The sequence below is a fragment of the Neisseria sp. 27098_8_112 genome (assembly GCF_041433235.1).
Classification (GTDB): Bacteria; Pseudomonadota; Gammaproteobacteria; order Burkholderiales; family Neisseriaceae; genus Neisseria.
Map to the genome: position 1 here is coordinate 1 of NZ_JAPWBB010000015.1, position 22,252 is coordinate 22,252.

Annotated in this window: 22 protein-coding genes; 18 read left to right on the plus strand and 4 right to left on the minus strand. The window is 42.5% G+C overall.

Features of this window, described 5'->3' with window-relative positions:
- Window positions 1-525 precede the first annotated feature (525 nt).
- On the plus strand, window positions 526-1,344 hold the full coding sequence (locus O3682_RS09565) for a tyrosine-type recombinase/integrase (RefSeq protein WP_371509814.1): 819 nt from the start codon (window positions 526-528) through the stop codon (window positions 1,342-1,344).
- Here the strand turns inward: O3682_RS09565 and O3682_RS09570 are convergent.
- From O3682_RS09570 to O3682_RS09585, 4 genes are read right to left on the minus strand one after another with little or no spacing between them, the layout of a single operon-like run.
- Entirely contained in the window at window positions 1,328-2,023 is a 696-nt protein-coding gene (locus O3682_RS09570; RefSeq protein ID WP_371509816.1) for an IncC plasmid conjugative DNA transfer DtrJ family protein, read from the minus strand. The genes O3682_RS09565 and O3682_RS09570 overlap by 17 nt on opposite strands.
- On the minus strand, window positions 2,013-4,055 hold the full coding sequence (gene traD, locus O3682_RS09575; RefSeq protein WP_371509817.1) for a type IV conjugative transfer system coupling protein TraD: 2,043 nt from the start codon (window positions 4,053-4,055) through the stop codon (window positions 2,013-2,015). The genes O3682_RS09570 and traD overlap by 11 nt, the downstream gene beginning before the upstream one ends.
- Window positions 4,052-6,619: a MobH family relaxase gene (mobH, locus tag O3682_RS09580; RefSeq protein WP_371509819.1), complete on the minus strand. Its 2,568-nt coding sequence runs from the start codon at window positions 6,617-6,619 to the stop codon at window positions 4,052-4,054. The genes traD and mobH overlap by 4 nt, the downstream gene beginning before the upstream one ends.
- Window positions 6,616-7,035: a hypothetical protein gene (locus O3682_RS09585; RefSeq protein ID WP_070765329.1), complete on the minus strand. Its 420-nt coding sequence runs from the start codon at window positions 7,033-7,035 to the stop codon at window positions 6,616-6,618. The genes mobH and O3682_RS09585 overlap by 4 nt, the downstream gene beginning before the upstream one ends.
- Window positions 7,036-7,518: 483 nt before the next feature.
- Between O3682_RS09585 and O3682_RS09590 the strand changes: the two genes are divergently transcribed.
- From O3682_RS09590 to traN, 17 genes are read left to right on the plus strand one after another with little or no spacing between them, the layout of a single operon-like run.
- Window positions 7,519-8,007 (plus strand): lytic transglycosylase domain-containing protein, encoded by a 489-nt coding sequence (locus tag O3682_RS09590; protein ID WP_239662114.1) that lies wholly within the window; start codon window positions 7,519-7,521, stop codon window positions 8,005-8,007.
- Window positions 7,977-8,498: an OmpA family protein gene (locus tag O3682_RS09595; RefSeq protein WP_049323368.1), complete on the plus strand. Its 522-nt coding sequence runs from the start codon at window positions 7,977-7,979 to the stop codon at window positions 8,496-8,498. The genes O3682_RS09590 and O3682_RS09595 overlap by 31 nt, the downstream gene beginning before the upstream one ends.
- Window positions 8,499-8,552: 54 nt before the next feature.
- Window positions 8,553-8,849: a TraA family conjugative transfer protein gene (traA, locus tag O3682_RS09600; protein ID WP_049323366.1), complete on the plus strand. Its 297-nt coding sequence runs from the start codon at window positions 8,553-8,555 to the stop codon at window positions 8,847-8,849.
- Window positions 8,850-8,870: 21 nt separating this feature from the next.
- A complete protein-coding gene (gene traL, locus O3682_RS09605; RefSeq protein ID WP_049323364.1) occupies window positions 8,871-9,152 on the plus strand; it encodes a type IV conjugative transfer system protein TraL in 282 nt (93 codons plus the stop codon).
- A gap of 11 nt (window positions 9,153-9,163) precedes the next feature.
- Window positions 9,164-9,805: a TraE/TraK family type IV conjugative transfer system protein gene (locus tag O3682_RS09610; protein WP_049323387.1), complete on the plus strand. Its 642-nt coding sequence runs from the start codon at window positions 9,164-9,166 to the stop codon at window positions 9,803-9,805.
- Window position 9,806: 1 nt separating this feature from the next.
- Window positions 9,807-10,541, plus strand: coding sequence for a TraK domain-containing protein (locus O3682_RS09615; protein ID WP_049323363.1), 735 nt, complete (start codon window positions 9,807-9,809; stop codon window positions 10,539-10,541).
- Between the two features lies 1 nt (window position 10,542).
- Window positions 10,543-11,856: a TraB/TrbI/VirB10 family type IV secretion system protein gene (locus O3682_RS09620; protein ID WP_371509823.1), complete on the plus strand. Its 1,314-nt coding sequence runs from the start codon at window positions 10,543-10,545 to the stop codon at window positions 11,854-11,856.
- Window positions 11,857-11,866: 10 nt separating this feature from the next.
- On the plus strand, window positions 11,867-12,580 hold the full coding sequence (locus O3682_RS09625; RefSeq protein ID WP_049323361.1) for a DsbC family protein: 714 nt from the start codon (window positions 11,867-11,869) through the stop codon (window positions 12,578-12,580).
- Complete coding sequence (locus O3682_RS09630) at window positions 12,577-13,158, plus strand: TraV family lipoprotein (protein ID WP_152691290.1); 582 nt, start codon at window positions 12,577-12,579, stop codon at window positions 13,156-13,158. The genes O3682_RS09625 and O3682_RS09630 overlap by 4 nt, the downstream gene beginning before the upstream one ends.
- 9 nt (window positions 13,159-13,167) lie before the next feature.
- A complete protein-coding gene (gene traC, locus O3682_RS09635) occupies window positions 13,168-15,744 on the plus strand; it encodes a type IV secretion system protein TraC (RefSeq protein ID WP_371509827.1) in 2,577 nt (858 codons plus the stop codon).
- 24 nt (window positions 15,745-15,768) lie between these two features.
- Window positions 15,769-16,317 carry a hypothetical protein gene (locus tag O3682_RS09640; protein ID WP_371509829.1) on the plus strand — a complete coding sequence of 183 codons (549 nt, stop codon included), beginning with the start codon at window positions 15,769-15,771 and terminating at the stop codon, window positions 16,315-16,317.
- Between the two features lie 20 nt (window positions 16,318-16,337).
- Window positions 16,338-16,862 (plus strand): S26 family signal peptidase, encoded by a 525-nt coding sequence (locus tag O3682_RS09645; protein WP_079453779.1) that lies wholly within the window; start codon window positions 16,338-16,340, stop codon window positions 16,860-16,862.
- An 8-nt stretch (window positions 16,863-16,870) separates the two neighbouring features.
- Complete coding sequence (locus O3682_RS09650) at window positions 16,871-17,527, plus strand: conjugal transfer protein TraW (protein ID WP_371509831.1); 657 nt, start codon at window positions 16,871-16,873, stop codon at window positions 17,525-17,527.
- Window positions 17,524-18,642 (plus strand): TraU family protein, encoded by a 1,119-nt coding sequence (locus O3682_RS09655; protein WP_371509833.1) that lies wholly within the window; start codon window positions 17,524-17,526, stop codon window positions 18,640-18,642. The genes O3682_RS09650 and O3682_RS09655 overlap by 4 nt, the downstream gene beginning before the upstream one ends.
- Before the next feature lie 14 nt (window positions 18,643-18,656).
- A complete protein-coding gene (gene trbC / locus O3682_RS09660) occupies window positions 18,657-19,409 on the plus strand; it encodes a type-F conjugative transfer system pilin assembly protein TrbC (protein WP_371509835.1) in 753 nt (250 codons plus the stop codon).
- Window positions 19,406-20,635, plus strand: coding sequence for a DUF3991 domain-containing protein (locus O3682_RS09665; RefSeq protein WP_371509836.1), 1,230 nt, complete (start codon window positions 19,406-19,408; stop codon window positions 20,633-20,635). The genes trbC and O3682_RS09665 overlap by 4 nt, the downstream gene beginning before the upstream one ends.
- Window positions 20,632-22,245, plus strand: a complete 1,614-nt coding sequence (gene traN, locus O3682_RS09670; protein WP_371509837.1) for a conjugal transfer protein TraN — start codon at window positions 20,632-20,634, stop codon at window positions 22,243-22,245. Before O3682_RS09665 ends, traN begins: the two co-directional genes overlap by 4 nt.
- Window positions 22,246-22,252: the final 7 nt, after the last annotated feature.

Genomic DNA, 22,252 nt, shown 5'->3' on the forward strand with positions numbered 1-22,252 from the left:
TACTCCAGAGATTGGATGGTAATATGAAGATTGATATCCGTTGACTGAATCTTACTTTATTTGGATATGAAAAGAAAAGCGTACTGAAAAATTTCAGATAGGCTTTTTGTGTAAGTGATTGTATAGCTAGGAGAAACAGGAATTGATAGACTAAAATACTAGTACTATGAATTTAACATAATATAAATTATGTAGTTTTTCCCTACACCTAACAATCGCCGTTGTTTGTTCCAGTTTGTTAACTATTAGTTAATCTTAAAATAGCTCATTCTCATAATACTCTAAATTTAAGTATTTTGCAAATACTTTTCAAATATTAGCAACTTCTTTATACATTATAACACTAAGAGAGCATCAGCTTTGACAGGTAACGTGGGTTAATAATAGATGTTCTCTATAAGCAGTAACCAATATAATTTGATCTTTTCAGAATTTACGAGCTACTTACAATCTCAAAAATATTCCACATCAACCATCAAGGTGTATCAACACAAACTTCAAATATACGGACAAATCGTACAATCAATGGGTTACTACGATTCTTTTGTACTTAGTGATCCTAATGTGTTTAAAAAGACACTAATTCTGTATCATCGCTCACTCAATAAAAGTTCAATTAAACGTAAAGAAGTATCATCTTTAAATCAGTATATTGCAAGTTGGCACTGTTTTAGAAATTGGTATTGTTTTACTAGAAATTTAAAGGTTTCTTCTCAAAAAGTAAGATATTTTAAGAAACCTGATAGCATGGCAAATTCAATTCCCATGTACCAAATTTCTGTACGAATTCCCAAAGATGAGCATGACATCAAACAGATAAGAGACTGGTGCATTATTGATCTGATATATCATGCCGGTTTAAGGAATTGTGAATTATCCCGATTACAAATCCGCAATTTCGTTCAACACGAACAAGCACTGCATCTTGATAATAGATTCAAGAGGCCAAGAATTGTGTATCTTGACCAGGTAACTACCCATTATCTAAAAAAATATCTAAAATTATTATCACATCATTATGGTATGCCAAATGGTTTAAATGCAAAATTTCCCTTGTTTACGAAGAAAAATGGTACTGCAATTACACGGAATGAAATTACTAAAATAGTTACAACCTTAATAACTGCAGATTTGGGGCACCCCTTATCGCCTGGTACGTTGAGAAAAATCTGTGTATTTAATTATTTGATTGCTTCCAAAGACGTTAGGGCAGTTCAAATTCTGATGGGGTATAAGAACGTAACTTCAGTTCAAAAATACTTTAGCCACGATGTTAACCCTATGCGCAATGAACTTAAAAAGGCACCACATAGGTTCCACTGGAATCCTAAAGATACTTTTTAAGATATTTGGCCTGCATGAAAATCATCCAAATTGCCGCTATTAAAGGCAAAGAGAGTAAGTAGGGCGAAATTGATATAGGAATACACATATAAATCATGCACCCCAACCAAATAATTCCTGTTCTCCAGTATTTTGCCCGGTGATAAATTCCGGCACTCTCCCGTGAGGCATTTTCCTGTCTGATAGCTCTCATCACTAATCCATCTATTAAAACCGGGATTGCAAAGACTGCCGCAATACCTACAAACAATGCCAAGTTTCCTAAACGTAAGGATATAACCTTCAATGTAGCATCAAATTGTTGTAGGTATTTCATACGGGGAGCTAAGTAATTTTTGAATTTATAGCCGAAATCGGCCTCTGACTTAGCTTTCAGAGACTCATTGACTAATGTCAGGTCAAAAAATACGGTTTTCAGCCCCTTGTAACTTAGTCTGGCAATTTTCAGATTAATAGTATCGCCAACCTCTTTAGCTGGGAACGCATCATGGCCAACAGACTCAGACCATTTGATTTCATCTTCCAAGAGATTACCGGTGCCAAAATAATTTTGTGTCAACATCGAACTACCAAAGATAAGCAGCACAATTAAGAATAAGGTATAAGCAGCTTTAAACGGGAGGAATAAGAACTTTAAAGGCAATGAGTTCATGTACCATGCGCTTGTATTAGACGGCATAACTACTTCCCTCCGTAAATGCGTTTTCTTCAGCCGAAGGCTGGCTTAGTCTGTAAACTACGCGCATATCTGCCGCCATTTCTCCAATATGGGCAGGGATTTTCTCCAGCTTGTCCTTTTTGGGTAAAGGAAGCCGTATTTTATATAACTGGCCACCTTCAATAAGAGCGAAAGCTTGACCCTTTGGCAATTGGGTTAAATCAGCAGGCGTTAACATAGGAACTGTCTCAGCACCAATCCTGTCTTCGTTTCCACTGCTGAAATCTTCGTGACTATCCGGATAAGCAACATCTCCAGCCCTTGATACCAAGGTGCTGGTCATAATTTTGACTTCCGGTAACTGATTGGTCAGCATCTCTGCTGTTTCGACGGTTTTCACCCTAAGCATAATCATCGTATTCAAGTTGCCACCAATTTGACCTGCTTTGGCCGGGGAACCAATTTTGGCTTCTACGTCTTTCCATGTTTGCGTATAAACCGTCACTTGATAGCCGGCACCACCGGCCTTATTCAATAACGGAATAAATTCGTCACCGATTAATTCATTGAATTCGTCTGCATGAATTGAGACTTTTCTTTTCTGAGTTTTTCCACTCTGTCCAACCCCATGGCCAAATTTATAGATCTGACCTGCAAGAGAGGTTAAGTCAGCAAACATCGCATTACCTACGGCTGCTGCTACTTCGGCATCAGATAGGGAATCCAATCCAATATAGACAACAGCATTCGATTCCATGACTTTGCGCCAGTCCATAATGATCCTTGGATCTGACAAATCTTCTGTATCCGGGCTGATAAGCTTGGCAACTTCGCCAGTCGTCAGTTTTTCCAGCAATGGATACAGAGAGCTGACTAGCTTTTCAAAATAGGATCTGTCATTGGACAAAATACCACCCAATGCGTCAATAAGAGGTTCGTTGTGCTTTTTGGCTTTCAAGAAAGAACCGAGCTTCATTGTGTCCAAGTTACGCCCTGTCTTGACTGCGCTTTTTGCTTCCGACTCCGGCATATCAAAATTGTCGAAGTCTTTCTCCCAATCAGGGTGGTGCTTATCCAATATCTTTTTAAAGTAATCCCCCGCAAGTTCATCTACATTTGCAGCAGACTTATAGATATTTTCATAGCTTGGTTTAATGGATAAACCTTCCATGGTTTTCGTTAAAACGTTGACGAAACGCCATACAAAATCTCGGAAGGCAGCAGACTGACCTTCAGATGGCAGTTGGTTTGCAATCCTTGTCGCAACCTCGGTAATACGACCATAATCCCCGATAGGGTTGTACCGACAACTGTACTCGGGAAAACCCAAATGGAACATATAAAATGGCCTGTTTGATTTTTGCGATTCGACATACATTCTAGTCATCAGGTCTGCATCACCCTTCGGATCAAATGCGATCGTTACATCACCCCGCCGAATATCCTGAACAATCATGGTTTCACATAGTCGGGTTTTACCTACGCGGGTTGTGCCCAATACAACCTTGTGGCCAACGCGCTCCCCTAAATCTTCCCAAATATCATCTTCATCAATTTCAATGCCATGTAATTCAGGAGAACCTCCGACCGGAGGTAAAGGAGCAACTGGGTTCCACCATGCCGATTTTCGAGTTATGCGTGAAATCCAGTCTGTACCCATTGTCTCAATCTCATGTTTTCTTGCTGCCTTATAGAGTTTTGAGGGATTACGAAGTCCGTCATTCTCAGGCTGGCGTACCATAAAAAGACGTTGGGTATGTGTCTGTGTCCATCTAAACCCTTTTCCTAGAAAAAGTGCTTTATCAGAAGAAGGAATTTCATCAGCGGTAAGGGCATAATAGGGCAACTTCCGGATATTTTTACGGAAACGCATAATGCGCAATGCTGATAACGCGCGTTTGACTGAAACCACCGAAAAAATGGCTAAACTGCCATAAGCAATTACCGCCGGTACAGGCAAATGTGCTACTGAAATCGCTGTGGAGGAGTATGCGGCTACACTGATCCATTCATAGGGTGATCGATAAACATTTTCAGGGAAGTGGGCACTCATTTTTGTTCCATTACTAATAAGTCGGATTCGTCCAATTTAATATCGGTATTATTCTGAGGTCTTGAACCTGGCTGTATGATATGTTTGATATTATGTTCAGGGATAAGGTAGCAATAGAAGAGTCTGCGATTGCTACCATTTGTCGTTAGAACCCTATGCAATGAGCTTTTTTTCGTCCTTGCATGCAACCTCAAAGCCTCAAAGCCTTTTTGTGTAAGAGGGCCTAGACTTTCCGTATCAGATTTATTGAACACGCCGCCGGCGTAATCTCTAAATACAGCTGGCGTAACCAACAACATTCCCTGTTCAATAAAGTGGACTGTTGCACCGCTTCTATTGACAGCTATGCTGCCGTCTCCTAATCCATCTGCCAGCCATCGTAAAAATTGCATACCACGGTCTCTGGCTTCCATATGTTTGGCTTTGACTGAATCCTCGACTATTTCGGTTGACTCTGTTTCTGATTGCTTTTTCAAATTACGTTCAGAAACTAAGGCTTCAAGTTCTGCCATATTCTTCGCTCCGCTTGCAAGGCTATCTAAACTTTGAGAGTCATCCATGACTTGAACTGGGCGTGGACTAGATGTAGGTTCTTTTAGTCTTAGCTGCTCCAGTTCACGCATACCATTTTGTGCTGATTCAGATTCAGGCAATGAAACTGCTTCAGTATTAATTTGATGGTTCACTGTCTCAGTTGTTTTAATCTGTCCATGTTCTGATTCAGGATCAGCTGCTTTCTCAACAGGTTTACGATCGTCAGAGAAAAGGTCGGCAAGTTTTTTACGACCTGCTTTGGTACCCGATTTAATTGTTTTTGGAGTTTTATCTGTCTCAGTGTCTTTAACCTCAGTGTGAGGTTTGGCTACTGTCTCAGTTTCAACTTCCACGCTTATATTTTCCTGAATTGGGCTAACGGCATTTACTGCTGTCTCAGCTTCTGAATTGGTTGGTTCTGTTTGTTCTGAATCAGGTTCTATCAGGTTAAAGTTTTCGATTAGGTTATCTATTGAGCTGTAATTCCGTTTATTCGGGTTTTCTGCTTTTTCTACCTTACTGGATCTATTTTCCTCTGGAGCAGGTGTATTCTTACTGTTGTCAAAAGCAGAGTTCACTGTCTCAGTTTGATTTTTTTCGGGTAGGGAAGGCTGTTCTGTTATTTCCGGTTGAATAGACAGAAAATCCATTTTGTCTTTGGTGTTGGCTGACTTAATTTCAATATCTTGTGCTTGAATTGATGTTTTATCCTCCGAAGCTACAACATATGCTATTTCTTTTTTAGCGGCTACTTCAGAAAGATTACCTAAGAACTCTGCCGGATAATCTCCATCCGGATACAAGGTTTTGGCATTGAAACAAAGTACACTGAATACATTGCGAATCTTTTCACCGTCCATGCGGGTAAACTCAACCTCTATATGGGTAATTGCCCTGTGAGGATCGTTTTCCGGCGGAGTGACGGCACGGTACTCAAATAATGTGTCAAATATCCTTTGGTTATCAGTTGGAAATGACCCTGCAGCAGGATGTTGATTTTTTCTCAAATACTGCCGGATGTAGTCAGGTACATTTTTTGACATCAAATAGATACGATCACCCTTGCGGAACAGGTCACCACCGGCAGTCGTTGCGATGCTGAAATGGACCCCTCTGTCGGATAACATTTCCTTCAATGTTTCCATAATCGTTTCAATAAATGGTTTACGCTTGGCAGTTGAGAAGCGTTGACGGCTACCACTTCGTAAATCCCGAGAAACCGAAGTCATATCAGCATTCTTTATTAACTGCTCAAGAGGACTACCATCTTTTTTCCCACTCAGATAATTTCTCAAGGTAATCATTAAATTTGGATCTGTCGTGGCAAGCCATTGTCTGACATGCGAAGGAACCAAAGCTTGAAAGAATGTCCAAGCAATTTCAGCATGTGTGCTGTAAGCAGACTTTGCATCAGGAAATTCGACACGATAATAAAGCTTACCGCTTTCAGCCATCGAACCTGCATCAGGCAACCATAGCAATTTTTCTAGGCTGGTAGCCGAATCAAACAGCTCAACTTGAAATCCAGTCACAGTTTTACCAACGTCATGGAGTAGGGCTGCACACATGATGCCATAACGCCAGGCCGCAGTTTTCTTTGCTATTTCCTCTGTTTTGGCATTAGGCGGCCATGATTGAGATGTCGATGCGACTAGGGCCAGTGCAGCTACATCGAGTGTATGGCGGACTAAACCACCATCACCTGCATGGTGATGAGACTCACTGGCGGGAAGCCTTTGAACAAAGGCTATATATTTTTCCAAAAAGGGAAGGGCATCCTTACTCCAGTTTTCATCCGACAACCCTAAATTCATCTTTATACCGGATATTTGAGGGCTTAAGTCGAGCACCTGAATCAGTTCATGCGCTTTTAAAATGCGAAACCGGTCATTGACTATGTTCTGATCGCGATGGGAACCCTCATCATTATGTGATGTGGGTTCAGCACTTTTTTTCGTATTTATCAGGTATAGCATTGAGCCACCGATAAGCATTAGTGAGGATGCTAATGTGATGAGGCTTGTTTTCATGATGCTTTAAGCAAAGATTTTAGCCACATGCTGACTTCTTCTTTTTTGGCATGTGGTATATCAGCAATCAATTGATTGGGTAACGTAGTATGTCTAATACAAAATTCACCGAAACTTTCTTTTAGCGAATTCCAGTATTCTGAACCGTATTGAGCCATGAGAAATAAGATTTCAAAGTCATCGGCCAATGCGTTTGCAAAAACCGTGTCATTAATTTCTTCCGGCAATGGCTCTAAAAGTTTCTCCAGCTTCTCGATAAGGAAGGTTGCCGTATTTTCATCGTCATCGAGAGTCATCATTTCCAGATAACCGGTAGCACGCTGCATCCAGAACAACAATACGCAAGACCAGTTTTTATCGATATTTGTAAAGCGATTTACGACACCAAGAAGCTTGGAAAGATCTGTTTCATTCATTTTGATTAAAAAGTCAGAGTTGTTAAACCATTCATATAATCAAAAAACGTTACTATGTCAAAAATCAAAGTAAAAAAGGTTATTTTAATTAGAATTGTCACAAAACATAATTTATAGAGTATAATAATGCCCCTTTTAATAAACAAAGACCTACATTTTGACATGCAGGTCTTTGTTTTACCTTTAACTTTTTTCCTTTTCCCTTAAACCTTTTCCTTTAACCATTAAGGCTGTTGTTTTACCGTTACAGCTTTTAAAAAAGGCCGGCTGCGATTTTTTTAGCAGACGGCCTTTTGGCTTTTGGATAAGAGCCTTTACCCTTGTAGCATTCCTTTTAATATCAATAGGTTGCAGTATGGTAATTTCTATTATTTTGAGCGTAATCTCTAATTATATCACAATTATTTTATAAAAAAACATTTCTAAATAATTTAGTTAATTTCTTTTGATTTAACAAAACTTGTCGATTCTAGGTAAAAATCAGTGCCTACATACAACGACAGTAAAGACATGAGATTAAGGGCCATACTTTTACAGTTCGTCGTACCAGGTGTTTTGGTACTCGCATCTACAAGAGCAGATGCTTTTTGTTATCGGGAAGCCGGCAACAAATATGGTATCGATCCCGATATGTTGGAATCGATCGCATTAACAGAAAGCTCTTTCAGACCGAATATTGAAAGTCATACCGCCGATATTGGCTTGATGGGTATCAACCGTTCATGGCTACCCGTACTTCACAAAAAATTCGGTTTAACAGAAGCAGATGTATGGAATCCATGCACAAATGTACACATTGGTGCATGGATATTGGCAAATAGTTATCGTCAACATGGCAAATCTTGGGAGGCGGTTGGTGCTTATAACGCTGCATGTACCAAACTTAAAGGTCGGGCATGCTACCGCGCAAGAATGACGTACGCAAATAAGGTATATCAAAATTGGAAACGATTAAAAACACACTCTTCGTAGCTTCCACAATGATTCTGACAGCCTGTGCCGCCCCAAAACAAGCGGTGGTCGAGCAGCCTCAAGACGCAACTTATACAGTGGAACAAAATCAACTGGGCGAATTTGTATTTTGCCGTAATGAAGAGTGTTCAGGATTTGAACGCAAAGTTTTGGCGGAACAACCAGTTTATGCTCAAACAGAAACCAATTTTAAGCAAGATGAGATCAGAGTGTTTTTCAATTTAGGTAGTTCACACCTCGGTGCGGAGGGCGTGAGAACGCTCAAACGTGTTCTGCCTAAATTGAAAAAAACTCAGACGGTTTATTTACGCGGATGGGCTGACAGTATCGGAGGCCGAAATACTGCAATTAATAGACGTTTGGCTAAACAACGGGCAGCAGTAATCGGTAAATGGCTAAGGAAACATAATGTCTCCGCCAAAATTCGAACTGCCAGTTCCCCTGCCTGCTGCAATAGTGATGACACACGAAATGTTGTAATCACTTGGTAAAGAATGATCGGACGCAAAAGCTTGGCGATACAAGCTCTATATATGAGGTTCTTTATGAATATCAAACAAACTAAAGTAGCAAAATACGCAGCCGTGGTTGCATTGGCTTTGACCGCTAACTTGGCAATGGCCGCTACAACCGGCGCTGAATTTAAAGGCTTGGCCGACATGGTATCAGGCTGGTCTGAAGGCTATCTGGGTATGGCTTTGGGCTTGACTGCATTCTTGATCGGTTTGGCCGTAGGTCTGATGAAACAAACCATCATGCCATGTATCGTCGGCTTGGGTGTAGGCCTGGCTGCAACATTGGGCCCGGGCATCATTAAAGGTATGTTCACCTTGATTGTTTAATCAAACCGAAAAAGGGAAGTGATGAGAGATTTTCGAGTTCCAGTATCGATAGACGATCCCAAAAAAGCATTTATTTGGGATTTGGACGTATTCATCTTATTTATGTCCGGATTCGGTATAGGTATTGTCTCTCGTCACTTTTTCATTTCCATGTCGCTTAGTCTTTTTATCGCATGGCGATGGGGAAAGTTGAAGTCGGGCAAGCATCAATGGTTCTTTTTGCATGTTCTTTATTGGTACCTACCCATTAATGAAAAAAACAAACGGATACCTGAAACAAATAAACGGGAGTTTCTAAATTGAAGACTGAGTATATGTTGAGTGAATTAGCGGTAAGAACCGGCATCAAGGTCTTTTTTTGGGTAGTTTTAGGTATGTCTATAACTGCCAATCTATTTTTGTCTGCGACGGTACTCTTCAAAGGTACTGTTGTTCAAACAACGCTGACTCCTCCGGAAATCCGGCGTTCAATGACTGTATCAAACATCGCTTTTTCAAAAGAATATCTTGAAGAGATGGCTCCCTATACAGCCTATCTTCTTTTAAATGTGACTCCTAAAACAGTTGATTATCAAAACAGCCAATTATTAAAAATCGTTGCTCCTGATTATAAAGATGCCTTGGAAAAGGAACTGTCTTTAAATGCCTTATGGGTTAAGAAAAATAATGTCAGCACCACATTTAGTGCGACAGAAGCAACGGCAGACACTTCAGACAATACAGTTTCCATTCGTGGCGTTTTTGAGGTTAAACGCAACAATACAGTAGTAGAGCAAAAAGACCGCGAGCTACTCATTTCTTTCATAAATAATTATGGAACGCTGCAATTACTATCGATTAAAGAAGTTCAAAAGCGCGTCACTAAAGCAGAACCCGCAAATCAGGAAGAATCCGAAGTAAAAACCGAGGATGTAGAAATCAGTAGAACGGCATCAGAATTTAAAGGCGGTAATTGATATGTGTTCACCATTAAAAAAAATTGTCTTTACTGCCTTATTGGTAGCTGGACCCATCACTAGTTTTGCCGAGCAACGTGTGGCTGCAACAGAAAATACACCTCACGTTGTTTCAGTAAGTAAACGTAACTTGAGCAGAATCGCTATTGAAGGCGGTCGAATTGCCTCATGGAAATTTATGGATGGCGATCTTGAGCTTCAGAAAGATACGACAACAGGTCAACTGTTTGTTCGCAGTTTGACCTCAAATCCTACAAATCTTTTTGTTGTAAGCGAGGAGGGTAAGACCTACTTGCTGGTTCTTAAGCCTACATCGAAACAAGGTGACAACATCGTAATCGATGTGGCAGGTGCGAATCGTCATGAAGCAGCAGTATTGGCTGCGAAAAGCGGTCCTATGCCTGTGACGATGAATAGTACCGAATATGTGCGAGCCATCAAAAAAATGATGGCCTCCATGATGAGTGGCACAAGCGGCGATATGGGCATCAATCACAGTCGTGAATACCAAACCATCCCATTGTGGGAAAACACGCTGTTTGTTCAAACCGGAAGTTACACCGCCGCCGATATGCAGGGTTTTTCTTTTACATTAACTAATTTGGGTTCCAAACAACTTGAAATTAGAGAGCAGGAATTTTACCGACAAGGCGTTTTGGCGGTAGCGGTACGGAAACAGATTCTACAACCCGGAGAAATTACCGACGTATTTATTATTAGTCGTCTGGGAGGTTGAGATGAGGGTGAAAGTAAACAAATTTAACCTTTCAGCTGCACGAAAACGGCAGTTGGCCATTGCAGGTATGGTTGCAGGCGGTATGGCAGCCATTGTAGGCAGTGCAGTTTATGTCATTGAAGGCAATAAAAAGAAATCTGCCGAAGTTACACAGGTTCAAAACAAACAGCAGATCCTCAAAACTGATTTTACAAGTCCACAAGCAGGCATTACTGACAACTCTTTATGGATGAACACGGAAAGTTCGAAGATTGAAGATGCAAATCGAAAAATCAGCGAATTAGAAACCATGGTTCAGCAGTTACAGGAAAAGAACGGTAGTAATCCTGACTCAAGTAAGGGACTGGGGCCCGATGGTTTAGGCAAACCTCCGGCAATAAGCGGCATTGGCGATAACGGCCAACTCCCTCCAGCACCTCCGGCAGGTACATTGCCAAATGGGACACCTCCTGCAGCAGACAGACCCATTGAACGAAGAATTGTTTCAGGAAGTATGAATGAAGCAGAGCTGCAACCTGGAACGACTGGAGCAGTAAATACCGGAAATCCGAATGAAAATGTACGGGTTTCCCCACAATTAAAAGAAGCGGAGTGGGTTAAATCAAAAACTCCGCGTATGAATATAGAAGTAGTTGAAGACGGCGGAAAAGTTTCCGTCTCTCAAGGCAAGTTTCGGGCGCGTGACTCGTATATACCAAGCGGTACTTTTTTCCGATCTGTACTGTTAGGTGGGGTTGATGCACCGACCGGGGGTGAAGCACAAAATGCCAGCCCCCACCCAGTTTTAATGCGCGTAACTGATTTTGCGCAACTGCCCAACCGGTTTAAATACAACTTTAGAGAGTGCTTCGTTACCGGTCAGGCTTACGGCGATATATCTTCAGAACGCGCATACATCAGATTGCAGAATCTCAGCTGTGTAGGTACCGATGGCCGAGCCATTGATATGCCAGTAAAAGGTTACGTTGCCGGTGAAGACGGAAAAACAGGTGTTAGAGGCAATCTTGTAACGAAACAAGGTCAACTCTTGGCGAATGCACTGATGTCGGGCGTTATTAGCGGTATGGGTAAAGGCGTATCCGAAGCATTCAAAGTGACAAGTGATACTGCATTTGGAAGCACGACCTCCGTTCGAGGCAGTGATCAATACCGTGCAGGAATTGCTTCCGGAATCGGTGGTGCAGCTGACAGACTGGCTGACTACTATATCAAACTTGCCGACAAGGTATTCCCTGTGGTCGAAGTCAATGCAGGCCGTCAAGTGGATGTCGTACTGACTCAAGGTATCGAAATTGATACCGGCGAAACTAAATAGGATGGATTCAATGAAAAAGAAAATCTTGGCCACTATTGCAGCAATCACAGCTTTTCAGACGGCCTTTGCCGATGTCAAAACTGTTGAAAGCACTCTGCACAAGTTGTACCCAAATACCACGTTTTCTTCAGTAAAGGCCACCCCCATGGCTTCAATTTATGAAGTGACAATGGGTGACAACATTGCCTATGTACAAGAAAACGGTCGCTATTTCATTTTTGGCGCGTTGTACGATATGCAAGAGCAGAAAGACTTGACCGAGATGGCTCGTTCAGCGGTAACACAAAAAAGTTATTCCCAACTGCCATTCAAAAATGCCATCAAAATCGTTAAAGGTAATGGCGGCAAAGGCAAGCGTGAATTTGCACTTTTTTCTGACCCAGATTGCCCGTTCTGTCGTCGTTTGGAAGAAACATTGGCCGGCATGACAGACTATACCGCATACGTTTTCATGTTCCCGATTAAATCCCTCCACCCTGATGCAATTTCAAAAGCAGAACATATCTGGTGCAGTAAAGATCGTGAAAAAGCATGGAATAACTACATGCTGATGGATAAAGAACCGGCTGCCGGTAACTGTAAAAACCCTGTATCAGAAAATATTGCACTCGCAGAGCAGCTTAAAGTTCGCGGTACTCCAAGCATGATTCATAAAGATGGTCGGCGTACATCCGGTGCTATGCCGCGTGCTGAATTGGAAAAATGGTTGAATGGAGCGGAATGATGCGATTGAAAGCCTTATCAATTACTGCGGCAATTTTGATTCTTAGCGGATGTTCAACCTTAACCATGTCCGGTATCGGCGGTAGTGAAAAATTCCGATGCTCAAATGCTTGGAACAGTGATGATCCTTATTGCGCATCCATAAGCAGTAACTATAAAGCATCTGTTGCAGGTGTTTTACAAGACGGCATGAAAAGACAGGTTGGACAACCTTACACAGATCAAAGTGCCCGAACATTGATGTTAACGCAAGCTTATTCCTCCGGTACGCCCATTCGCTCTCAAAGTGAAATTGCTCGTATTTGGGTTGCTCCATATCTTGATACGGATGGCGATTTAAATGATCAAAGTTTCACATATGTCGTTCTGAATCAGGGTGATTGGTTAATAGCCCACAATCAGCAACAGATTATAGACGAGTACCGTCCTATCCGCTTATTGGGGAATGGAGCCAAAACTTCAGACAGTACGGTTGATACTTCTTCAACCAATTCAAATAACACAAATGACCGTATCCCCGATGTTGGTGTGAATCTTAATCTACAGGAAACATCGGGTATTCCCGGTACCACTCGCTAGAGGTATGTAATGAGTGTCCTGTCAAAATTTAAAAATTGGTTAGCTGGTTCGGATGATGTCGATCAACCGATGGAAGCCTTACACAACAACCCTGTTGATCCTGACTTTGACCATTTGAGCGACTATCTCAATTTTGGTGCATACGATACCAAAACAGAGTTGTTTACTCTGATGTCCGTTAAAGGCGACAAACCGTTGGGTATGGGCTTTGTTTTTGAACTCAACCCATTTTTAGGTGGCAGTGATGACCTGATCAGTAAATGGGGCAACCTGTATGCGCTGCTTCCTGAAAAAACGCCGATACAAGTTCAGATTTTCGGCTCCCCTGATCTGAGAAACTACTTCAATGAATATGAGAAAGTACAAGCATCACGTCCTATCGACGACCCGATGCGAAGCACTTTTGAAACTTTGGCCAAGAAACGTACTGAATTTTGGAATAAGGGCACACAGAAGGTCTTAGTAGAAAATACGGCCATTCGTTTGCGAAATCTGCGCTGTATCCTCAGTGTAAATTTGAATATTTCGCCTGACAACGGTGCTGAAGTCAGTAAGGCCGTTTCGCTCCTTGCCCGTATGCGCGATGCACTCATCTCCATGAAGATTTATCACCACACTTGGGATGCAAATGATTTATTGGGTTGGACAACACTCCTACTCAACCCTAATAGGATGTTTACTGGCCAACAAGATGAAATCGATCCTGTTTGGGACGAAACTAAATTTTTGAGTGAACAAATGATTGAGACCCGCACATCTATCAAGGTTCTTGATAGTGGATCGGGGCTGCGTTTTGGCAACCGTGCTGCGGGGGATTGCGTGATTGCTCAATGCTATTCGGCCAATCGCTACCCTGAAGAGTTTCATCTGTCCAATATGGGCGCATTGATCGGTGACGCCATTGAAGCAAACATGAATTACACATCACCATTTCTGATTTCCATGGCGATGTTCAAGCGTGATTATGATACTTCCAGTAATACCGTGAAACTAAAGGCTGCTCGTGCCAAACAAACAGCGGAATCCAAGATGGCCGCAGTTATGCCGGAGGCTGCAAAAATCAAACGTGATTACGACATCTGCCTTGACGCGTTCGGTAAAGGCGGGGGTGGTCTGGTGAGTTTGTTGCACCAAGTTGTTATTTGGGAAAGACCTGAAAACATCAACTTAGCAGAAAGCCAAGCAGTATCAATTTGGCAGTCTCAAGGGTTTGGTCTTTATCGTGACCAATATCTTCAACTGGGATCATATTTGACTGCCCTCCCAATGGCTATCGACAAAGAGGTTGAAAAATATTTGGACAGTAAGAAAAGATGGTCAACCAAAACCATGACCAATGCTGTCTGTATGTCTCCCATTATCGGTGAGTGGCACGGTTTAGGAAGACCTGTCATCGGTTTGTTTGGTAAGCGTGGCCAAGCCATGGGAATCGACTTATTTGCCAACCCTGCCGGCAACTATAACTTTGCCATTATTGGTGCTTCCGGTTCCGGTAAATCATTTTTTGCCAATGAAATTGTGCGCAATTACATGGGGCTGGGAACTCAGGTATGGATTATCGACGTTGGCCGTTCGTATGAAAAATTCTGCCAAATGATTGGCGGTCAATATATCGAATTTACCTATGAAGCAGGGCTGTGTTTTCCACCATTTCAAATGGTGACAGACATCAATGAAGATATTGAAATGTTAAAACTGATCTTTTCATTGATGGCCTCTCCGTCAGACTCCCTCACTGAACAGCAGGAAGCCAAGCTTCAACGAATTATCGAAGAAGTATGGTACGAATTTGGACAAGAAGGTACGGTTGATCATGTAAGAGAACGCTGTCTCAAGTGTTTGATTACCGGCAGTAATGAAGGAGGACAACCTGGCGACCGAGATCTGTCTATGGTGGCCGTTGCCGACCAACTGTACACATACTGTTCAGAAGGTATCTATGGCAGTTACTTCAATGGGAAATTGAATGTCGAATTTAAAAATGACTTGGTTGTACTGGAACTCGAAGAGTTAAAAACCAAGCCGGATCTGCAACAGATCATCATGCAGCTGATTATGTACCGCATCATGCAGGGTATGTACCTGTCACGAAGTCAGTACAAAATCATGATGATTGACGAGGCTTGGGCCTTGTTGGGTGATACAGGTACAGCTGCTCGTTTTATTGAGGAAGGCTACCGCCGAGTCCGTAAGTACAAAGGCGCATGCGGTACGCTGACGCAAGGTGCCAATGACTATTACAAGACCAAGGCGGCTGAAGCAGCGTTAGAGAACGCCGACTTTGTTTTCCAATTGCGTACCGGGGCTAAATCGCTCAAAACCATTCAAGAGAAAGAACCTTTTGAAGTCAATGATGGAATTATGCAGATTCTCCGAACTTTGAGCAAAACTGACTACTACAGTGAAATATTTGTCTCTACCCCGATAGGTTATGGAGTAGGTAGGTTGTATTCGGACCCATTCAACGTTCTTGCCTCAAGCTCAAAAGCAGAAGACGTTGAAGCCGTGAACTATTACAGAAATCAGGGATTGAATACAGCCGAGGCCATTGAAGCAGTTTTAAGGGACCGGGCTGCAACCCATTAATTATGCAGAGAATAGGATTTTAAGATGACTGAAGCGAAAGAAAAGAAAGAAAACACAGCAAATACCGCTCCGGAAAAGAATCCGGAGGATAACGGTGTAGAGGTTTCATTGGGCAGCCTTGTAATCGGCGCAATTTCTATTGCTGCATTGGGTTTGGGTATATGGAATTTCATGAAAAACAATGAGAAACCTGTCCATATTGTTGATTTAGCCGGTATCTCCATGACTTACCAGGAACAGGCAAAAAACCAAGGGCTGCAGAATGGAATTTCCGACCAGCAACGAGCCGCCATTCTCCAAAACTATCAAGCAAAAATGAATACCTTGCAACAGGTTATCGAAGAAAAGGTAATCCAGTGCGGCTGTAACATCTTTGTCAAATCTGCATTGGTCGGACGGAATACAGAGGTTGTTGATATTACGGCTGACATCATGAAAGAGCTGGATAAACGTATTCCTGCCACAGCTGTAGTTGCGGCACCGGCACACCCACAAGTTGAACAGACTGCTCCGGCACCGATGATGAAAGAGGGTCAAGGTACTCCAGTCACCGAAGAAGAAGCGGCGCGTTGATATTTGGAACAGCAATGAAAATGGCACAAAAAGAAAGCAACAAAGCAGTTCTGAAACGTCTTTATCAGGAATTTTGTCAAAAATATGCAACTCCTTTTTTAGCCGTTGTCGTCTGCTTATTGGTATTCAATCAACATTATGCTTTGGCATTAAATCTTTCCTATTCATTGCCTCATCATCTTTACCTCATCAAAAAAGATGTGAACAAGCTAAGTGACCTGAAGCAGGGCGATTATGTGGCCTTTGCATGGCAAGGCGGTTTTTACCCTATCGGGACGCAGGTCATTAAAGAGGTTGCCGGACTTCCCGGAAATCATGTAGCGAAGACGAATCGTACTTTTTTCATTGATGGTAAAGAGGTAGGTACTGCAAAAGAATACTCCCTAGATGGCATGAAGCTGGCAATCAATCCATTTGAAGGGGAAATTCCCCAACGGTACATGTGGGTTAAAACAGGACACAAAGACAGCTTGGACAGTCGCTACGAGTTATCCGGTTTAATCCATTCAGGGCAAATTATTGGTAAGGCAGTCCCAATTTTTTAGGAGTGAGTATGTCCCATAAAAAAAAGATAGCTTCGGTAACACTGGTTGCAATACTCGCAACAGGCATTTCATCATGGGTAATCGCATCGACACACTCCGGTGAGAAAGCCGGTGCCAAAATTGGTCCAACATACCCAATAGCTGAAAAACATGCAATTCGCGAAATTGAAGCACGTTTAAAGGCTAAACAAGACAGTGGCCAATTGGCTGCAATGCAGAAAGAAGTTCAAGATAGAATAAATCGCTCTGCCTTAAATTTACCGCCGGTAGAAGGTTTAACGAAGGCAACCAAAGGCTCTGTTCGTTACTTTGATCCAAGTTATACCCTGACTGAAACAATTTATGACCAAGACGGCCAAATTATTGCTCCTGCCGGTACCGTGGTTAAACCTTTGGAAGTAGCCCCGATCCCATTCAAAATGTTTTTCTTTGATGGCCGAGAACCTGATCAAATCGATCTAGCCAAGAAACTTGCAGCAGAATATGGTGAATCATTTATGCCTATTCTGACTGCAGGAGATTGGTATGAGTTATCAGCAGAAATGGACCAGGCAGTTTATTACGACCAACAAGGACGTATGTCCAAAAGTTTTCAGCTGTCTGAAGTTCCAAGTTTGGTTTCCCAAGAAGGGAACCGGCTCCGCGTAGAGGCCATGAAACCGTGAAAAATTTTTTATCCCCACTGAAATTACTGCTTCCATTATTGCTACTTCCCACATTCTCTTTGTCTCACGCCGCTGAGGCTGTATCTACTACTTCAAATTCAAATAAATTAACCTGCCAAGGGAAGATGCTAAACCCGATAAACGATATTTGTTGGAGTTGCATGTTCCCAATCAAAATTGGCGGAAGTATCAACCTAAATTACTCAAATCAGGAAGACAATAAATCCACCCCAAATGATTGGTTTTGTGCGTGTAGTAAGCCTACCCGTGCAGGCGTAACGGTTTCCTTTTGGGAGCCGACACACTTGGTAGAAGTCGTGCGTACACCGTTCTGTATGGTGAGCCTGGGTGGTATCTCTCTTAAAAAGCAAAAAGTGGATGCCACTGAAACAGCGGGTAAGGCAGATACATCGAATAAGATTCAAAAACTTTTTGGCGGTGCGCATAAGCGTGGCCGAAATGAAGAACATGAGCAACATAATGCCTTTTACCAAGTTCATTGGTACAAGAATCCGGTTGTGTTTTGGTTAGAAGCCTTATTGGATAACGATTGTATAGAAGAGGGTACTTTGGATATTGGTTGGATGACAGAACTGGATCCTACTTGGAAATATCCGTCACTGGCCGTCTATCAAGCTCCTGATTCCGCGCTCTTTGCCAATGTGGTTGCACAAGCAGCTTGTGCAGCTGACTGTGTAAAAGCTGCAACTGGCTTTCCATTTAGTAAATTGTATTGGTGTGCAGGTTGTCACGGATCTATTTACCCATTATCAGGATGGATGTCCGGCCATTTCTCTGAAGTACAGGCTGCCAAATTAATGGTGGCAAGAATGCAGGCAAAAATGCACAGGGATTTGGTAGCTTGGAGAGCATCAGGCAAGGATGCCTTATGCGGGTACAAACTTAATCCTGTAATGGATAAGCAGAACTACAAAATGGCCATGACCTATCCCGTAGCTGCACGAAAATATAAAGGTCGATGTTGTGACCCTATTGGACGTTCAACATTAGTCAGAGACAGTGGCAAAGCCTTTCCTTACAAAGGCAATCAGTTTGCCTTCCAACTTTTCCGTAAGCGCGACTGCTGCGGTGCATATAAATTTAAGAGTGATTGACAGGAGATAGAGTGATGGACAAGTCTTTACGCAATGTAATCGTAGCCGGAGGTGTCGTCCTCAGTCTTTTAGGTGGTTTGGCCGGAGTAGGTAGTGCTTACGCCGATGCTGATGTAGAGGCGGCGAGAAACCGTTTGCGTACAACCATGGGTAAAGTTACACAAGGCCAAAACCCGAATGTCGGTGACAATCGGCAACAACCAGAAGTCCCGGAGTTGGAAGGTATCAAGCACCGTGTGCCCGATGTTCGTGACTACGGTAATGCAAAAATCAAGGCTGATCCAATGTCTATTGCACAAAAATACCGTCCTGCCTCGCAAGAAGCTCGACAAGCTGCGGAAAAGGCCGATTTGTTGGTATTTGTATCATTTTCAATGCCTGAAGCCAGCTTGAAACGTATTGCCCATGAAACGGCAAAAGCGGGGGGGGTAATGGTTATCCGTGGTTTTAAAGATGACTCACTGAAAGCCACGGTTAAGGCGGCTGAAGAACTTGCGGCTTTACAAGGCGATATGCTGATTCATCCTGAACTCTTCGACCATTACGGTATTACCGAAGTCCCTGTTACGGTAATAGCCCGAAATGGCGAAGATGGTTTAGACGGTTGTGCTGTAAATTCAGAATTAGGTATGTGTACAGAACATGCTGCTGTAAAGGGTGATGTGTCGTTGCATGCAGCGTTAGAACACTTGATCCGTGAGTCTAAAGACAAAAAAATTTCCGATATTGCAAATGCGAAATTAGCCGTTCTGGAAGGCAGAAAATGAAGTATTCCGTAATTATTTTGTCCTTGCTCTGTTTGTATCAATCGGCCCATGCAGAAGACTTTGGCAAATACGCCAGTGAGTTGGGAGGCAGTTTGGGTTCGGGCACGGTCAATAATATGATGCAACCTGCCCAATATACTCCGCGCTATACGGACAATGTGCCTATGGCCGAGCAATATTATGGTGGGGGGGTGTCGCTTCCCACCCAGTTCGGCGATGCAAAATTCAATGACTGTAAGAATCTACCGGCCAATCCTGATCTGTATTTGCGCCAAGAATGTGAAGGTGTAAATCTGATTGCAGGCAATCGTACCAAACGACCTGATGTAACGGTATCTGCAAATGAGAAACTAGTTACAGGAACACAGAAAATCGCCGGTGATCCGGCAGAAACGCTGGAAAAGTACAAATGGAAATATCCGGTCAATGCAGATGGCAGTATCGGTACTGTTCCATCAACAGCATGTCCGACAGAAAAAATAACTGTGCCAGCAATTAAAAGCGTGAAGCATTGCAGCGAATATACTGGTGCAGAACTCTTCTTATGTGAGGCCGCTTTGAAGGTTAAAGTAGATCCAAACTGGAATTACTCATGTTTGGAGACTAAATATCAAAATAACCAATATCAGTGCAGTAAGAAATTGAAAGTTGTATGTGAACAGGCTCCTGATTGTACAACAGCAGGTGTTGAAGCAGGGACATTACAGGGGGATATGCAAGTCAGCTTTATTAAAACTCCGGGCGAACATACACATAAACTAACCTTTGGTTCGATTGGTGACGACTATTTTCGAGATAACCAATATGACCGTGAACTTATCGTAAAAATCAAAAATCTGAAGAAACTTTCTGAATTTACGCTTAGACGTGTTGAATATGATGACTGGCTGATTGTGAAGGTGAATGACACTATCGTCTATAGTAGTTACAACAATAAAATGTTTTATGCAGATTACAAGCATAGCATGTGGAGAACAATCGCTCCTGTATATGATGAAAATGGCAATAAAATTGGTATTGCAGAACGAAAAACCTCATGGAAGAAAGACTTGAACATTGACATCCGTCCATACCTGAAAGAGGGCAATAACATTATTTGGACGCGTACTATTGCAGGTGGCGGTGGTGAAAGTGCTTCGATTTTCAGCGTACATCAATATTGCGATCCGATTTGTACAGAATCTTGGGAGGATGGCTGCAAAGAGTATGAGGAGAAGGTCAAATGATGAAACGTTTGATTTCTCTTATGGTAATTATCAGCCATTTCATGTTGGTAACGGCACCAGCGGCAGCTGCTATTCGTGAAGAAGCAGTTTGTCGTAAGCTATCCTATGTTTGCGTGGATGGTCCATCAACAAAGAATATCAATGGCGTAGAGATTACAAAAGACTGTTGGGAATATAAGGCTGAATATCAGTGCTTAGAAAAAGACCCGGCTGATTATTGTGCACCATTGAAAAAACCAGAAGCAAAATGTGAGGTTCAGGGTCAGAACTGTCTTGAGAAATCTGAGGCCGGCGAATGTTTGCGATACACGCACCAATATTCCTGTGATGTGAATCTGAAGACACTTCACAATGGCCGTCTGCCCGAAAAAGTGGAAGAGTTGGAGCATACCCATGCGATAACGACTGAATGGGATGAATCATCTTGTCACGCCAAGGATAAAAAATGCAAGGTCGTTTCCAAGGAGTGCGTAGAACCGGGTAGCACAAAAGTAATTAATGGCGTTCCTGTCACACGCGAATGTTGGAAGGAACAGCGCACCATGCAGTGCATGACCGGTGACGATGCCGACGAATGCAGTGCCTATGACCGTAATAAAAACTGTAAGTTAATTGAAGATAAATGTACACACAAATTGCCTGACGGTACATGCCAGGCACGTGATAAACAGTACGAATGTATAGATTCTCCTGAAACAACAAGAGAGGTCTCAAGCTGTAAAGACCAAGATTTTGCAAGAACCATAAGTGCCATGGAAATGGCTCGGGAAAGCCAAAGGTTCTATGATTCAGAGAAACAGCAGTTTTTCAAAGGTGAGCCTGATAAATGCTCTATTAAATTAGGTGGTGCTTTAGACGGTGTTTTCGGTGGTGATTGTTGTAAAACAGACGCTGACCCAGCAAAAATGATCGACTTTGTCGTTCAAGCAGGTACTGAATATGCTGCGAAACAACTGTTGTCCAGCGTAGCCAGCCACTATACCTATACTTTGTTGCAAACCAATGCGCCTCAGTTTTTGACGACTGCGTTGAGTGCTGCCGGTCTTGGTGGTTCCGGTGCTTCGGCAGCAGCAGGTGGGGCGGCGGCAGGCGGACCTACCGGGCTGAGTGCTTTTGGTTTTACAGCCGGTATTCAGGGCGGTCAGTTGGTAGTTACTTTCGACCCGGTGAGTTTTGCGATTGCCATTGCAATCATGGCATTACAGCAATGGTTGAAATGCGATCAAAAAGAAATCTTGGTCGCAATGAAGCGCAAAGCCGATTTGTGCCACTACATCGGTTCATATTGTAGTTCCAAAGCCCTGGGCGGATGTGTGACTAAAATGGAGACTCAGTGCTGTTATATCTCCAAATTAACCAAAATCGTAAACGTGCAAGGTAAAGCCCAATTAGGAAGAGGGTGGGGTACTCCAGAAAATCCAAGCTGTGAAGGTTTCACCGCTCAAGATTTGGAGAAAATCGATTTTTCCAAAATGGACCTTGCCGGTTTCTATGATGACGTTTACGCAAATATGGCCAATGTTTCCAAGCAATCAAACCATGCTATCGAAGGTGCGGTTGAAAATATCAAAAAAGGTTCAAACGAGGTAAAAAACTACTATGATCAATAAATCAAAA

What these genes read in the sequence shown, in the direction of transcription:
- O3682_RS09565 (WP_371509814.1), top strand. Translation starts at nt 526, where the DNA reads ATGGGTTACTACGATTCTTTTGTACTTAGTGATCCTAATGTGTTTAAA.
- O3682_RS09570 (WP_371509816.1), bottom strand. Translation starts at nt 2,023, where the DNA reads ATGCCGTCTAATACAAGCGCATGGTACATGAACTCATTGCCTTTAAAG.
- traD (WP_371509817.1), bottom strand. Translation starts at nt 4,055, where the DNA reads ATGAGTGCCCACTTCCCTGAAAATGTTTATCGATCACCCTATGAATGG.
- mobH (WP_371509819.1), bottom strand. Translation starts at nt 6,619, where the DNA reads ATGAAAACAAGCCTCATCACATTAGCATCCTCACTAATGCTTATCGGT.
- O3682_RS09585 (WP_070765329.1), bottom strand. Translation starts at nt 7,035, where the DNA reads ATGAATGAAACAGATCTTTCCAAGCTTCTTGGTGTCGTAAATCGCTTT.
- traA (WP_049323366.1), top strand. Translation starts at nt 8,553, where the DNA reads ATGAATATCAAACAAACTAAAGTAGCAAAATACGCAGCCGTGGTTGCA.
- traL (WP_049323364.1), top strand. Translation starts at nt 8,871, where the DNA reads ATGAGAGATTTTCGAGTTCCAGTATCGATAGACGATCCCAAAAAAGCA.
- O3682_RS09610 (WP_049323387.1), top strand. Translation starts at nt 9,164, where the DNA reads ATGTTGAGTGAATTAGCGGTAAGAACCGGCATCAAGGTCTTTTTTTGG.
- O3682_RS09615 (WP_049323363.1), top strand. Translation starts at nt 9,807, where the DNA reads ATGTGTTCACCATTAAAAAAAATTGTCTTTACTGCCTTATTGGTAGCT.
- O3682_RS09620 (WP_371509823.1), top strand. Translation starts at nt 10,543, where the DNA reads ATGAGGGTGAAAGTAAACAAATTTAACCTTTCAGCTGCACGAAAACGG.
- O3682_RS09625 (WP_049323361.1), top strand. Translation starts at nt 11,867, where the DNA reads ATGAAAAAGAAAATCTTGGCCACTATTGCAGCAATCACAGCTTTTCAG.
- O3682_RS09630 (WP_152691290.1), top strand. Translation starts at nt 12,577, where the DNA reads ATGATGCGATTGAAAGCCTTATCAATTACTGCGGCAATTTTGATTCTT.
- traC (WP_371509827.1), top strand. Translation starts at nt 13,168, where the DNA reads ATGAGTGTCCTGTCAAAATTTAAAAATTGGTTAGCTGGTTCGGATGAT.
- O3682_RS09640 (WP_371509829.1), top strand. Translation starts at nt 15,769, where the DNA reads ATGACTGAAGCGAAAGAAAAGAAAGAAAACACAGCAAATACCGCTCCG.
- O3682_RS09645 (WP_079453779.1), top strand. Translation starts at nt 16,338, where the DNA reads ATGGCACAAAAAGAAAGCAACAAAGCAGTTCTGAAACGTCTTTATCAG.
- O3682_RS09650 (WP_371509831.1), top strand. Translation starts at nt 16,871, where the DNA reads ATGTCCCATAAAAAAAAGATAGCTTCGGTAACACTGGTTGCAATACTC.
- trbC (WP_371509835.1), top strand. Translation starts at nt 18,657, where the DNA reads ATGGACAAGTCTTTACGCAATGTAATCGTAGCCGGAGGTGTCGTCCTC.
- O3682_RS09665 (WP_371509836.1), top strand. Translation starts at nt 19,406, where the DNA reads ATGAAGTATTCCGTAATTATTTTGTCCTTGCTCTGTTTGTATCAATCG.
- traN (WP_371509837.1), top strand. Translation starts at nt 20,632, where the DNA reads ATGATGAAACGTTTGATTTCTCTTATGGTAATTATCAGCCATTTCATG.